This window comes from Ramlibacter sp. bp-362, assembly GCF_054956735.1.
Window position 1 is genome coordinate 223551 of record NZ_JBUDXE010000004.1, and the last position, 12578, is coordinate 236128.

Annotated in this window: 12 protein-coding genes; 8 read left to right on the forward strand and 4 right to left on the reverse strand. The window is 71.1% G+C overall.

Annotation, left to right across the window (positions count from 1 at the left end; translation table 11 throughout):
- The first annotated feature begins 105 nt into the window (after positions 1-105).
- From ACY0MJ_RS07285 to ACY0MJ_RS07310, 6 genes are read left to right on the forward strand one after another with little or no spacing between them, the layout of a single operon-like run.
- On the forward strand, positions 106-876 hold the full coding sequence (locus ACY0MJ_RS07285) for an ABC transporter ATP-binding protein (protein ID WP_462637685.1): 771 nt from the start codon (positions 106-108) through the stop codon (positions 874-876).
- The gene (locus tag ACY0MJ_RS07290; protein ID WP_462637686.1) at positions 873-1598 is read left to right on the forward strand and encodes an ABC transporter ATP-binding protein; all 726 of its coding nucleotides are present in this window, start codon (positions 873-875) and stop codon (positions 1596-1598) included. The genes ACY0MJ_RS07285 and ACY0MJ_RS07290 overlap by 4 nt, the downstream gene beginning before the upstream one ends.
- The gene (locus ACY0MJ_RS07295; protein WP_462637687.1) at positions 1595-2578 is read left to right on the forward strand and encodes a branched-chain amino acid ABC transporter permease; all 984 of its coding nucleotides are present in this window, start codon (positions 1595-1597) and stop codon (positions 2576-2578) included. Before ACY0MJ_RS07290 ends, ACY0MJ_RS07295 begins: the two co-directional genes overlap by 4 nt.
- Complete coding sequence (locus ACY0MJ_RS07300) at positions 2578-3717, forward strand: branched-chain amino acid ABC transporter permease (protein WP_462637688.1); 1140 nt, start codon at positions 2578-2580, stop codon at positions 3715-3717. Before ACY0MJ_RS07295 ends, ACY0MJ_RS07300 begins: the two co-directional genes overlap by 1 nt.
- On the forward strand, positions 3711-5498 hold the full coding sequence (locus ACY0MJ_RS07305; RefSeq protein WP_462637689.1) for a carboxylesterase/lipase family protein: 1788 nt from the start codon (positions 3711-3713) through the stop codon (positions 5496-5498). The genes ACY0MJ_RS07300 and ACY0MJ_RS07305 overlap by 7 nt, the downstream gene beginning before the upstream one ends.
- Before the next feature lie 28 nt (positions 5499-5526).
- The gene (locus ACY0MJ_RS07310) at positions 5527-6408 is read left to right on the forward strand and encodes an alpha/beta fold hydrolase (protein ID WP_462637690.1); all 882 of its coding nucleotides are present in this window, start codon (positions 5527-5529) and stop codon (positions 6406-6408) included.
- Positions 6409-6589: 181 nt separating this feature from the next.
- Here the strand turns inward: ACY0MJ_RS07310 and hemH are convergent, their stop codons facing one another.
- Entirely contained in the window at positions 6590-7594 is a 1005-nt protein-coding gene (gene hemH, locus ACY0MJ_RS07315) for a ferrochelatase (RefSeq protein WP_462637691.1), read from the reverse strand.
- A gap of 17 nt (positions 7595-7611) precedes the next feature.
- Between hemH and ACY0MJ_RS07320 the strand changes: the two genes are divergently transcribed.
- The gene (locus tag ACY0MJ_RS07320; RefSeq protein WP_462637692.1) at positions 7612-8307 is read left to right on the forward strand and encodes an HAD family hydrolase; all 696 of its coding nucleotides are present in this window, start codon (positions 7612-7614) and stop codon (positions 8305-8307) included.
- On the opposite strand, the gene hpnE is transcribed toward ACY0MJ_RS07320, so the two are convergent.
- The 3 genes from hpnE to hpnC are packed head-to-tail and all read right to left on the reverse strand — an operon-like array spanning position 8267 to position 11288.
- A complete protein-coding gene (gene hpnE / locus ACY0MJ_RS07325; protein ID WP_462637693.1) occupies positions 8267-9574 on the reverse strand; it encodes a hydroxysqualene dehydroxylase HpnE in 1308 nt (435 codons plus the stop codon). The two genes, ACY0MJ_RS07320 and hpnE, sit on opposite strands and share 41 nt — an antisense overlap.
- Complete coding sequence (hpnD, locus tag ACY0MJ_RS07330; protein WP_462637694.1) at positions 9571-10410, reverse strand: presqualene diphosphate synthase HpnD; 840 nt, start codon at positions 10408-10410, stop codon at positions 9571-9573. Before hpnD ends, hpnE begins: the two co-directional genes overlap by 4 nt.
- 20 nt (positions 10411-10430) lie before the next feature.
- Entirely contained in the window at positions 10431-11288 is an 858-nt protein-coding gene (hpnC, locus tag ACY0MJ_RS07335) for a squalene synthase HpnC (RefSeq protein WP_462637695.1), read from the reverse strand.
- Positions 11289-11393: 105 nt separating this feature from the next.
- Between hpnC and ACY0MJ_RS07340 the strand changes: the two genes are divergently transcribed.
- Positions 11394-12575, forward strand: coding sequence for an efflux RND transporter periplasmic adaptor subunit (locus ACY0MJ_RS07340; RefSeq protein WP_462637696.1), 1182 nt, complete (start codon positions 11394-11396; stop codon positions 12573-12575).
- Positions 12576-12578 lie beyond the last annotated feature (3 nt).

Sequence of the window (12578 nt, forward strand, 5' to 3'; positions counted from 1 at the left end):
GTCGCGAAGGTTCCGCAAAGGTCGCAAAAGGAACATCCAATCAAGGTTTTCTTTGCGACCTTTGCATAGCTTCTGCGACTTTTGCGTCCGGTATTTGGGATTCCCATGAGCCAACTCGCGACACGCGACCTGACCGTGCGCTTCGGCGGGCATGTGGCGGTCAATGGCGTCAGCTGCACGTTCGAGCCGGGCACGCTGACGGCGATCGTCGGGCCCAATGGCGCCGGCAAGACGACTTATTTCAACCTGATCTCGGGCCAGCTGAAGGCGACCGCCGGCACGGTGTCGCTGGGCGGGCGTGACCTCTCGGGTGCGTCGGCGTCCGAGCGCACGCGCGCCGGACTGGGCCGCGCCTTCCAGCTGACCAACCTGTTCCCGCGCCTGACGGTGCTGGAGAACGTGCGCCTGGCCGTGCAGGCCACGCGCGAGGGCGGGCACCGGCGTGGCCTGAACCTGTGGAGCGTCTGGAGCGACCACGCGGAGCTGCTCGCGCGCGCCGACGAACTGCTGGCCGCCATCGCGATGAAGGACAAGGAACACGAGCTGGTCGCCAACCTGCCGCACGGCGACCAGCGCAAGCTGGAAGTGGCGCTGCTGATGGCGCTGGAACCGCAGGTCTTCATGTTCGACGAACCGACGGCAGGCATGAACGCGGCCGAGGCGCCCGTCATCCTCAACCTGATCCGCCAACTGAAGGCGGACAAGACCAAGACCATCCTGCTCGTGGAACACAAGATGGACGTGGTGCGCGAACTGGCCGACCGCATCATCGTGCTGCACAACGGCACGCTCGTCGCCGACGGCGAGCCGCCCGAGGTGATCGCCTCGCCGGTCGTGCAGGAAGCCTACCTGGGCGTGTCCAAGGAAGCCGCATGAGCGACAACCTGCTCGAACTCCAGGGCGTCCACACGCACATCGGTGCGTACCACATCCTGCACGGCGTGGACCTCGTGGTGCCGCGCGGGCAGCTGACGATGCTCCTCGGGCGCAACGGCGCGGGCAAGACGACGACGCTGCGCACCATCATGGGCCTGTGGCGGGCGTCGCGGGGCCGCATCCTTTTCAAGGGCCAGGACATCACGCAGGCCGCCACGCCGCAGATCGCCGGGCTGGGCGTCGCCTACGTGCCCGAGAACATGGGCATCTTCGCCGACCTCACGGTGAAGGAGAACATGGTGCTGGCGGCGCGCGGCGCGCGCCACGTGGGGCAGATCGACACGGCGCGGCTGCAGTGGATCTTCTCGCTGTTCCCCGCCGTGGAGAAGTTCTGGAACCACCCGGCCGGCAAGCTGTCGGGCGGGCAGAAGCAGATGCTGGCCGTCGCCCGTGCGATCGTCGAGCCGCGCGAGCTCCTGGTGATCGACGAGCCGAGCAAGGGCCTCGCGCCGGCCATCATCAACAACATGATCGACGCCTTCCAGAAGCTGAAGCAGCAGGGCGTGACCATCCTGCTGGTGGAGCAGAACATCCACTTCGCCAAGCGCCTGGGCGACACGGTGGCCGTCATGGACAACGGCGTCGTCGTGCACGCCGGCTCCATGCAGGCGCTGGCCGGGGACGAGGCGCTGCAGCATGCGCTGCTCGGGCTCGCGCTATGAATTTCAAGGACCTGGATTGGAAGCCGCTGGCGCTGGTCCCCGTGCTGGCGCTCGTCGTGCTGCCCTTCATCGGCTCCGCCTCGACCTGGGTGACGCTCACGGTCGCGGGGCTGGCCATGGGCATGATCGTCTTCATCATCGCCTCGGGCCTGACGCTGGTGTTCGGCCTGATGGACGTGCTGAACTTCGGCCACGGCGTGTTCATCGCGCTGGGCGCCTTCGTCGCCACCAGCGTGCTGGGCGCGATGGGCGACTACACCGCTTCGGAAAGCCTCTGGCGCAACATGCTCGCGGTGCTCCCCGCGATGGTGGTCGCGATGCTGGTCGCCGGTGCGATCGGCCTGGCCTTTGAGCGCTTCATCGTGCGGCCGGTGTACGGCAACCACCTCAAGCAGATCCTGATCACCATGGGCGGGATGATCATCGGCGAGGAGCTGATCAAGGTCATCTGGGGCCCGCTGCAGATCCCGCTGCCGCTGCCCCAGGGCATGCGCGGCAGCATCTGGTTCGGGGAGGCGGCGGTGGAGAAGTACCGGCTCATCGCCGTGGTGGTGGGCGCCATCGTCTTCGGCTTCCTCCTGTGGACGCTCACCCGCACCAAGATCGGCCTGCTGATCCGCGCCGGCGTGCAGGACCGCGAGATGGTGGAGTCGCTCGGCTACCGCATCCGCGTGCTGTTCATCGGCGTGTTCGTGGTCGGCAGCGCGCTCGCGGGCCTGGGCGGCGTGATGTGGGGGCTGTACCAGCAGAACGTGATCCCGCAGATGGGCGCGCAGGTCAACGTGCTGATCTTCATCGTGCTGATCATCGGCGGCCTGGGCTCCACCACCGGAGCGCTGGTCGGCGCGCTGCTGGTGGGGCTGGTCGCCAACTACACGGGCTTCCTGGTGCCCAAGATGGCGCTGTTCTCCAACATCCTGCTGATGATGGCCATCCTGCTGTGGCGGCCGCAGGGCGTCTACGCGCTGGGTGGCAAGTGATGCTGGCCCGCCTGCTGTCCCACGACCTGCCGCGCAGCCGCGTGCTCTCGGTGCTGCTGGTCGCGATCTTCCTGGCGCTGGCGCTCACGCCCTTCGCCATTCCCGGGGTGAAGGCGCTCAACGTCGCCGCCAAGATCCTGGTGTTCATCGTGCTGGTGGCGAGCTTCGACCTGCTGCTCGGCTACACCGGCATCGTCAGCTTCGCCCACACCATGTTCTTCGGCATCGGCGCCTACGGCGTCGCCATCGCCTCGTCGCGCATGGGCCCCGGCTGGGACGCGCTCGCCGTCGGCATCTTCGCTGCGCTGGGCGTCTCGCTGGTGCTGGCGGCCGCGATCGGGCTGTTCTCGCTGCGCGTGCGCGCGATCTTCTTCTCGATGATCACGCTGGCCTTCGCGGCGGCCTTCCAGACGCTCGCCTCGCAGCTGTCGGAGTTCACGGGCGGCGAGGACGGGCTGACCTTCAAGATGCCCGAGTGGCTGTCGCCTTCCTTCGAGCCGCTGGAAGGTCCCTTCCTGGGCCTCGACGTGGACGGCCGCATCTTCTGCTACTACCTCCTGTTCGTGGTGGCGGTTGTGCTGTTCCTGGCGCTGCTGCGCATCGTCAACTCGCCCTTCGGGCGCGTGCTGCAGGCGATCCGCGAGAACGAGTTCCGGGCCGAGGCGATCGGCTACCGCGTGGTGGTCTACCGCACCATCTCGAGCGTGCTCTCGGCGCTGTTCGCCACGCTGGCCGGCGCGATGCTGGCGATCTGGCTGCGCTACAACGGGCCGGACACGACGCTGTCGTTTGAGGTGATGCTGGACGTGCTGCTGATCGTGGTGATCGGCGGCATGGGCACGATCTATGGCGCCGTGATCGGCTCCGGCCTGTTCGTTCTGGCGCAGAGCTATCTGCAGGACCTGCTGCGGCTGGCGAGCGAGGCGGCCTCGGGCCTGCCCTGGCTGGCGGCGCTGCTGTCTCCCGACCGCTGGCTGCTGTGGCTGGGCCTGCTGTTCGTGCTCTCCGTCTACTACTTCCCCACCGGCGTGGTCGGCCGCCTGCGCGCATGGCGCGCCGCGGCCCCGGTGCGGTCTCCTTCCCTTCCCGCGGCCCCGGCCGCATCCCGCCCCGAAGAGAGTGAAAGGAGACCATGTTGAAGACCCCGACGACTTCACTGTCCGCACTGCGCCTGGGTGTGAACTGGCGTGCGCGACTGGCGGCCTGTGCCGCCGCGATCAGCCTGCCCCTGCTGCTCGCCGCCTGCGGCGGCGGTGGCGGGGCTCCCGCGTCCGACCTGCAATCCGCCAGCGTCGACGCCGGCCTGGTGCGCACGACGCAGCTGGGCCCGGTGCGCGGGTCCGCCCACGCGGGGGTGTTCATGTGGAAGGGCGTGCCCTTCGCGCAGGCGCCCGTGGGCGCGCTGCGATGGCAGCCGCCGCAGCCGCCCGTGCCGTGGACGGACGTGCGCGACACCCGCGAGTTCGGGCCGGCCTGCGCGCAGTACGGCCGCATCTACGGGCCGGGCGCGAACAACCGCTACGACGAGACCATCGCCAGCACGCTCGGCCAGGCGGTGGGCAGCGAGGACTGCCTGTACCTGAACATCTGGCGGCCGGCCGGCGCGGCGTCGGACCTGCCCGTCATCGTGTTCTTCCACGGCGGCAGCAACGTCTCCGGCTACACCGCCGACCCGATGTACGACGGCGCCGCGCTCGCCAAGGCGGCCAACGCCATGGTGGTCACGGCCAACTACCGCCTGGGCATCCTCGGCTTCATCAACCTGGCACAGCTGAAGACGGGGGATCCGCGCAACGACTCCGGCAACTACGCGCTGCTGGACAGCATCGAAGCGCTGAAGTTCATCCGCGCCAATGCGCGCGCCTTCGGCGGCAACCCGGACAACGTGACCATCATGGGCCAGTCGGCCGGCGCCATCAACGTGTGGGCGCTGCAGACCTCTCCCGAGATGGCCGCGGCGAACCCGAAGCTGTTCCACCGCAACGTGCCGCTGTCCGGCGGCATCTCGCTGGCCAGCAACCTGCCGCCGTTCACCATCCCCACCTTGTCGCCGGCCTCCACCTATGCCGCGCAGGGCGACGCGCTGCTGCTGAACCTGGCGCTCGCCGACGGACACGACGCCACCTGGATCGCCGGCCAGAGCAACGCGCAGGTCGCGGCCTACCTGCGCGGCAAGTCGCCTTCGGAGCTGTTCACGACGCTGCTGACGAAGCTGGCGCCGCTGGGCCTCTCGGGCTCCGGTCCCATTCCGGACGGCGCCATCGTCGCCAGCAACCCGATCGAGGCGATCAAGGCCGGCCAGTACGTGAAGGTGCCGGTGCTGGCGGGCAACACGCGCGACGAGGGCAAGCTGTTCTGGTCCTTCCTGCCCCTTGTTGGCGGAACGGGCAACGCGCGCCTCGTGTCCGACGCCGAGCTGTTCACGAACCACTTCCACTACGACCCCGATGCCGCGCCGCAGACCACGGTGGAACAGTGGATCGCGCCGAACTACCTGCCGGTGAACGCGCCGGTCACGGGCTTCACCGCCCGCGCCGAGCTTCTGAACCAGGTGTTCTTCCTCGCGAGCCGCACCAACGTGCTGGATGCCCTGAAGACGCAGCAGGGCGACGTCTGGTACTACCGCTTCGACTGGGACGAGCAGCCCGCGCCGTGGAACGACATCTACGGCGCCGTGCACGTGGTGGACCTGCCCTTCCTGTTCGGCAATTTCGGGCCTTCGCTGTTCGGCAACGTCTGGTTCAGCACGGCCAACGCGCCGGGGCGCCTGGCGCTGTCGGCCACCATGATGCGGACGCTGGGGACCTTCGCCCGGACCGGCGACCCGAACAACGCGTCGCTGGGCGCGGCCTGGGCGCCGTGGCCGCACCGGATGGTCTTCGACGCGACGCCCACCGCGCAGGCCATCCACGCCGAGTAGGCAGGGTCGAGGAAGAGGAGGAGAGCACATGCCCGGTTCGAAGTACGCGACCTGCGCGGGACGCGAGATCCACTACACCGAGTGGGGCGCGGCGCACCCGCGCACCGTGATCGCCTGGCACGGCCTGGCGCGCACCGGCCGCGACATGGACGAACTGGCGGAAGCGCTCTCCTCGCACTACCGGGTGATCTGCCCGGACACCCTCGGGCGGGGCTTCAGCCAGTGGAGCCCCGACCCGTCGGCCGAATACACGCTCGCCTTCTACGCGAAGCTGGCCGGTGAGCTGATGGATGCCCTCGGCATCGCCCGCGCGCACTGGGTCGGCACGTCCATGGGCGGCGCGATCGGCCTCGTCTGCGCCGCCGGCCTGTACGAGCCGCGGCTGCAGGACCGCATCCAGAGCCTGGTGCTCAACGACAACGCGCCGCGCCTGGCCGAACCGGCGCTGGACCGCATCCGCAACTACGCGGGCACGCCGCCGGCCTTCGAGAGCATGGCGCAGCTGGAGGCCTTCTTCCGGCAGGTGTACAAGCCCTACGGGTGGCTCAGCGACGCGCAGTGGCGCCGGCTCACCGAGACGTCGATGCGCCGGCTGCCGGACGGGCGCGTCACGCCGCACTACGACCCGGCGATCGTGCGCCAGTTCATCGACCATCCGCACGACTACGACCTGTGGGAGCACTACGACCGGCTGCGCATCCCGGTGCTGCTGCTGCGCGGCGCCGAATCGGACCTCGTGCTGCCGGACGCCGCCGCCGAGATGCTCACGCGCGGGCCGGGGGCGCTGGGCCTCGCGCGCGTGGTGGAGATCGCGGGCTGCGGGCATGCGCCGGCGCTGAACGTGCCGGAGCAGCTGGAGCTGGTGCGGGCCTTCATCGACGCGCACGAGGAAGCCGCGGTCGCGGGGTGACGGTGGGGTGCTGGGGTTCGGCTGGCGCCTTCACCTCGGGCTACGCGCCGCGTTTGCGCGGCGCTCGATCGCTTCGCTCACCTGCCGCGGCGTTGGCGGCGCCACCCTACGACGCCATTCGTAGGGTGGCGGCGGCGCGCCGCCGGAAGGTGAGCGGAGCGAACCCCACCGACCTCCGGGCCTAAGCCCACCCGGCCATGTGCCGCTGCGCGATCGCCCCCAGCGCCGCGATCCACTCCGCCTCGTCGTTCAGGCACGGGATGTAGTGGAACTCCTTCCCGCCCGCGTTCAGGAACGCCGCCCGCACTTCCTGGTCGATCTCCTCCAGCGTCTCCAGGCAGTCGCTCGTGAAGCCGGGGCAGACGACGTCCACGCGCTGCTTGCCGGCGCGGCCCAGCGCCTCCACGCCCGGCTGCGTGTACGGCTGCAGCCACTTCGCCTTGCCGAAGCGCGACTGGAAGGAGAGGGTCCACTGGCCTTCCTGCAGCGCCAGCGCCTCCGCCAGCAGCCGCGCCGTTTCGCGGCACTCGTCGGCGTAGGGGTCGCCGAGCTGCACGGCGCGTTCCGGCACGCCGTGGAAGCTCATGACCAGGTGGTCCGGCCGGCCGTGCAGGGCCCAGTAGCGGTCGATGCGCTGCGCCAGCGCCTGCACGTAGCCGCGGTCGTCGTGGTAGCGGTTCACGAAGCGCAGCTCGGGGACGTTGCGGCGCTGCTGCGCCCACTGCGCGACGGCGTCGATGACGCTGGCCGTCGTCGTGCCCGAATACTGCGGGTACGCGGGCAGCACCAGGACGCGCTGCGCGCCGGCATCGGCCAGGGCCGTCAGGCGCTCGCCGATCGCGGGCGCGCCATAGCGCATGGCGTACTCCACCCGCACGCCTTGCGCCTGCTCGCCGAACCAGCCCTGCAGGCGCTTCGCCTGGCGCTCGGTCCAGACCTTCAGCGGCGAGCCGTCGGGGCGCCAGATGGTGGCGTACTTGGCGGCGGACTTCGCCGAACGCAGCGGCAGGATCACGCCGTACAGGAGGGGCAGCCAGGCGGTGCGCGGGATTTCCACCACGCGCGGGTCGGCGAGGAATTCCGCGAGGTAGCGGCGCACGGCCGCCGGCGTGGCGGCGTCCGGCGTGCCCAGGTTGCACAGGAGCACCGCGGTGAAGGGTTGGGGCTTGGGCGCGTTCACGGGCATGGGCTATTCTCGCCGCCATGCTGGACCTGGAGAAAATCAGGGCGATCACGATCGACCTGGACGACACGCTGTGGCCGATCTGGCCGACCATCGAACGGGCCGAGAAGGCGCTGCTCGATTGGCTGGGCGCGAACGCGCCCATGTGCGCCGCGCTGTTCGCGAACCCTGCCGCGCTGCGCGAGATCCGTGGCGAGATGACTACGTCGCGCCCCGACCTGAAGCACGACATGAGCGCGCTGCGGCGCGAATCGATCCGCTTGGCGCTGCACCGCGCGGGGGAGGACACGCAGCTGGCCGAGGTGGCCTTCGACGTGTTCTTCGCCGAGCGCCAGCGCGTCACGCTGTTCGAGGACGCGCTGCCGGCGCTGGAGTTCCTGTCCTCGCGCTACCCGGTGGTGGCGCTGTCCAACGGCAACGCGGACGTGCAGCGCATCGGGCTGGACCGCTTCTTCCGCGCGAGCATCTGCGCCCGCGAATTCGGCGTGGGCAAGCCGGACCCGCGCATCTTCCACGCGGCGGCCGGCGCGGTGGACACGCTGCCGGAGGGCATCCTGCACATCGGCGACGACGCCACGCTCGATGCGCTCGGCGCCCTCAATGCCGGCATGCAGGCCGCGTGGCTGAACCGCTCCGATGCCCTCTGGCCGCACGAGCAGGAGCCGCACGTGACGCTCACGCACCTGGGCGAATTGAAGGACCTGCTGGGGGGGTGAGGCGCTCCGCGACCGCCATCCCGGTGCGCACGGCGCCCTCCAGGGTCGCGGGATAAGGCCCGTCGATGTAATCGCCGCAGGCCCACAGCCCGGGCGCGATCGCCGGCGGCGGCCGGCGCAGCCCCGGCAGGCAGGCGAAGGTCGCGCGCTTTTCCACCACCGTCTGCACCGGCTGCAGCGTCCAGCCGAGTGCGGCCGCCTGCGCGAGCACCTCGCGTTCGATCTCCTCCTTGCCGCGCGGGCTGGCGCTGACCACGAAGGCCAGCAGGCCGTCGGGCCCGCCCAGCTGGCCGCGGTCGAACACGAACTGCGCCGGTGCGCCCGGGCCGGAGCGCAGCGCCAGCATGGGCAGCGGCAGGCGCGGACCGCCGGTGGCGTAGACGGTGGCGATCGCCTCGAAGGCGAGCGCTTGCGCGTCGGCGACCCAGGTGGCCGCATCGGCGCCGCTGCCGACGACCAGCCGCGCGGCTTCGGTCGAGGGCGTGGCCAGCACCACCTGCGCGAAGGGTTCGCCATCGAGCCGCCAGCCTTCCACCGCGCGCTCCAGCGCCTGCACGCGCGCGCCGACGCGCACTTCGGCTCCGTGCTCGCGCAGCCACTGCGTCGCCGCTTCGGGGAACACCCGTCCCAGGTCCTGCCGCGGCAGCAGCAGGTTGGAGCCGCCCCAGCCGCGGTGGCCGCGGCCGAACAGCGCGTCGCGCAGCACGCGCAGGAACACCTGGCCGCTCGCGCGCTCGGTGGGCGTGTTGAGCGCGGCGACGCACAGCGGGTCGACCAGGTCGCTGCGCACGCGCGGCGTAAGCGTGCGCGTGAGCTCGCCGACGCTGCACTCGGGCGCGCACCGGAAGCCGGCGCGCTGCCAGGCCGAGGCCGCGCGCAGCAGCGACAGCTTGTCTGCCAGGCTCCAGCCGCGCGCGCCCAGGATGCCGGCGGCCGCGTCCCAGGGCGCGGGCCACGCGGGCAGCGCGAGGCCGCGGCCCCGCGGATCGCGCAGCACCAGCGGCAGGCGCAACAAGGCCTTCTCCGGATCCACGCCCACCTGTTCCATCAGGCGCAGCGTGTCGGTGTACGCGGCGATCAGGATGTGCTGGCCGTTGTCGACGCGCGCGCCGCGGCCGTCCGGCAACTGCAGCGGCAGCGTCCGCGCCCGCCCGCCCGGCGTGCGCGCCGCCTCGAACAGCGTCACCGCATGCCCGCGCTGCGCGGCGGCCACGGCCGCGGCCAGTCCGCCCCAGCCGGCGCCGACGATGGCGACGCGGCCGGTCACATCCGGCCCAGCGCCTGGACCTTCCACGCCAGCCAGAGCTTGCGCAGCGGCGTGAGGCTGATGCGCTGGGTCAGCACGCGGAAGTCCTCGGCCTCGATCTCGCGCAGCAGCGTGCGGTAGATGCTGGCCATCATCAGGCCCGGCTTCTGCGCGCGCCGGTCGGCCGCGGGCAGCAGGGCCAGCGCTTCCTGGTAGAGCGACTCGGCGCGCTGCGCCTGGAAGCGCATCAGGGCGACGAAGCGGTTCGAGTGCTTGCGCTGCAGGATCTCGTGCGCCTTCACGTCGAACCGCTGCAGCTCGTCGACCGGCAGGTAGATGCGCCCGCGCATGGCATCCTCGCCGACGTCGCGGATGATGTTCGTCAGCTGGAAAGCCAGGCCCAGCTTGTGCGCGTAGGCGGTCGTCTCCGGCTGCGTCTGGCCGAAGATGCGGGCCGAGACCTCGCCGACCACGCCGGCGACGAGATGGCAGTAGCGCTGCAGCCCCGCGAAGTCCAGGTAGCGCGTCTGCTCCAGGTCCATCTCGCAGCCGCGGATCACCGACAGCAGCTGCCCCTGTTCCAGCCCGTAGGCCGGCACGCAGGGCATCAGCGCCTGCATCACCGGATGCGAGGGCTTGCCGGCGAAGGACTGCGCCACCTCGGTTTGCCACCAGGCGAGCTTGGTGCGCGCCACGCCGGGGTCGGTGACCTCGTCCACCACGTCGTCCACCTCGCGGCAGAAGGCATAGAAGGCCGTGATCGCCGCGCGGCGCGGCGGCGGCAGGAAGAGGAAGGCGTAGTAGAAGCTGCTGCCGGAGGCAGCCGCCTTCTGCTGGACGTATTGTTCCGGGGTCATCGTTCTTGTGGGCCCGATTCTCACATCCGCGCGGCGGCCCACAGCATCGGCGCGAAGTCGGCGCGCCCGAGCTTCGGGCGCTGCTGCAGCGTGCGCCATCCGAGCGCCTCGATGCGCCGCAGGATGCGCAGCCCGCCCTGCACGACCAGGCGCAGCTCCCAGCCGGCGCGCCCCGGCACGCTATGCACCAGCGGCGCGCCGGAGAGCATCAGGACGCGGGCCCAGTCGCACAGTTCGCGCACGAGCTCCGGCGCCTGCGGGTGGGCGGCCCAGGTCGCGGGCGCGGCGGCGTCGAGGCCGTGGCGGCGGGCGTCGGCGGCGGGCAGGTAGTAGCGGGCCCGCGGCACGTCCACCGACAGGTCCTGCAAGAAGTTGATCAGTTGCAACGCGCTGCAGATGGCGTCGCTTTGCGCGAGCGACGCCGTGTCGCGCACGCCGTAGAGGTGCAGCAGCAGCCGGCCCACCGGGTTGGCGGAGCGGCGGCAGTAGTCCAGGAGTTCGGCGCGGTCGGCGTAGCCGGCGCCGGCCGCGGTCTTCACCACGTCCTGGCGGAAGGCGTCGAGCAGGTCGAACAGGGGCGGGCCGGGCAGGGCGAAATCGGCGGCGGCCCGGCGCAGCGCGGCGAAGACCTCGGGCCAGCGGCCCGAGCCGGTGTTGCCCGCGAGGCACGCCGACAGGTCGTTTCTGTATGTAAGCAGATCGGCAAGCCGGTCACCCTCTGTTGCATCTCCCTCATCCGCGATATCGTCGGCCGTACGGGCGAACCAGTAGATCGCCGCCACCGGCCGCCGCAAGCGAGGAGGGCAGAGCCAGGAGGCGACGGGGAAGTTTTCGTAGTGCTCGACCGGCCGGTGCCGGTCGTCGGGGCGGGCGTCCACGCCCCGATTGTCGCTTGACAAGCTCTGCGGGCTTCTCCTAGATTACTAACCGGTCAGTCATTAACGAGCGCCGGCCCGCAGCCGCCGCGGCTCACGGATTCCGTCATGGTCATACCTTCTTCCTGCCGTCCGGCGCTGTGGAGCGCGCTCCTGCTGCCGCTCGCGGTGCTGCTCGGCTGTTCCCGCGTCGAGCCGCAGCCCGAACCGGTCCGCGCGGTCAAGGTGATCACCGTCGCCGCCTCCGGCCTGCAGGCGCAGCTGGAGTTCGCGGGCGAGGTGCGGGCCCGCGTCGAATCGCGACTGGGCTTCCGCGTCGGCGGCAAGATCACGCAGCGCACCGCCGAAGTCGGCCAGCACGTCCAGGCGGGCGCCGTGCTCGCGCAACTCGATGCGCAGGACTACCGGCTCGCCGCCGACGCGGCCCGGGCCCAGGTGGCGGCCGCCCTCACCAACCGCGACCAGGCCGCCGCCGACTACAAGCGCTATCGCGCGCTGCGCGAGCAGAACTTCATCAGCGGCGCCGAACTGGAGCGGCGCGAAACGGCGCTCAAGGCGGCGCAGGCGCAGCTGGACCAGGCGCAGGCGCAGCTCGCCTCGCAGGGCAACCAGGCCCGCTACACGAGCCTGGTGGCGGACGTCTCCGGCGTGGTCACGGCCGTCGAGGCCGAGGTCGGCCAGGTGGTCGGCGCCGGCACGCCGGTGGTGCGGATCGCCGCCGACGGCCCGCGCGACGTGGTCTTCGCCGTGCCGGAAGACAAGGTGATGGCGCTGCGCCCCGGCACCGAGGTGAGCGTGCGGCCCTGGGCCACCGAGGCCGCGCTGGCCGGCCGCATCCGCGAGATCGCCGCCAGCGCCGATCCCGTCACGCGGACCTATCCGGTCAAGGTGTCGCTGCAGGCGGGGCCGCAGCCGCCGCTCGGCGCCACGGTCACCGTGCTGCCGCGGATCGCGGCCCGCGGCGGCGTCCAGGCGATCCGAATCCCCACCAGCGCGCTGCGCCAGCAGGGGCAGGGCTCCGCGGTGTGGGTGCTCGATCGCGCCACCATGACGCTGAAGTCGCAGCCGGTGCAGGTGGCGACGGCCGACGGCAACGAAGCCGTCATCGCCGCCGGCCTGCAGCCCGGCATGGAGATCGTCTCCGCCGGCGTGCACGTGCTGGCGCCGGGCCAGAAGGTCACGGTCTGGAAGGAGCGGACGTCCTCGGTCCTCCCGGAAGTGGCCGCGGAACCGCCGGCGCACGGCGCCGTCGGCGCGGCCCAGGCCGCCACGCTGCCGATGAAGCGCTGAGGC

Excerpts from the sequence above, each read along its gene's own strand:
- ACY0MJ_RS07285 (WP_462637685.1), top strand. The coding sequence starts at position 106 with ATGAGCCAACTCGCGACACGCGACCTGACCGTGCGCTTCGGCGGGCAT.
- ACY0MJ_RS07290 (WP_462637686.1), top strand. The coding sequence starts at position 873 with ATGAGCGACAACCTGCTCGAACTCCAGGGCGTCCACACGCACATCGGT.
- ACY0MJ_RS07295 (WP_462637687.1), top strand. The coding sequence starts at position 1,595 with ATGAATTTCAAGGACCTGGATTGGAAGCCGCTGGCGCTGGTCCCCGTG.
- ACY0MJ_RS07300 (WP_462637688.1), top strand. The coding sequence starts at position 2,578 with ATGCTGGCCCGCCTGCTGTCCCACGACCTGCCGCGCAGCCGCGTGCTC.
- ACY0MJ_RS07305 (WP_462637689.1), top strand. The coding sequence starts at position 3,711 with ATGTTGAAGACCCCGACGACTTCACTGTCCGCACTGCGCCTGGGTGTG.
- ACY0MJ_RS07310 (WP_462637690.1), top strand. The coding sequence starts at position 5,527 with ATGCCCGGTTCGAAGTACGCGACCTGCGCGGGACGCGAGATCCACTAC.
- hemH (WP_462637691.1), bottom strand. The coding sequence starts at position 7,594 with ATGCCCGTGAACGCGCCCAAGCCCCAACCCTTCACCGCGGTGCTCCTG.
- ACY0MJ_RS07320 (WP_462637692.1), top strand. The coding sequence starts at position 7,612 with ATGCTGGACCTGGAGAAAATCAGGGCGATCACGATCGACCTGGACGAC.
- hpnD (WP_462637694.1), bottom strand. The coding sequence starts at position 10,410 with ATGACCCCGGAACAATACGTCCAGCAGAAGGCGGCTGCCTCCGGCAGC.
- ACY0MJ_RS07340 (WP_462637696.1), top strand. The coding sequence starts at position 11,394 with ATGGTCATACCTTCTTCCTGCCGTCCGGCGCTGTGGAGCGCGCTCCTG.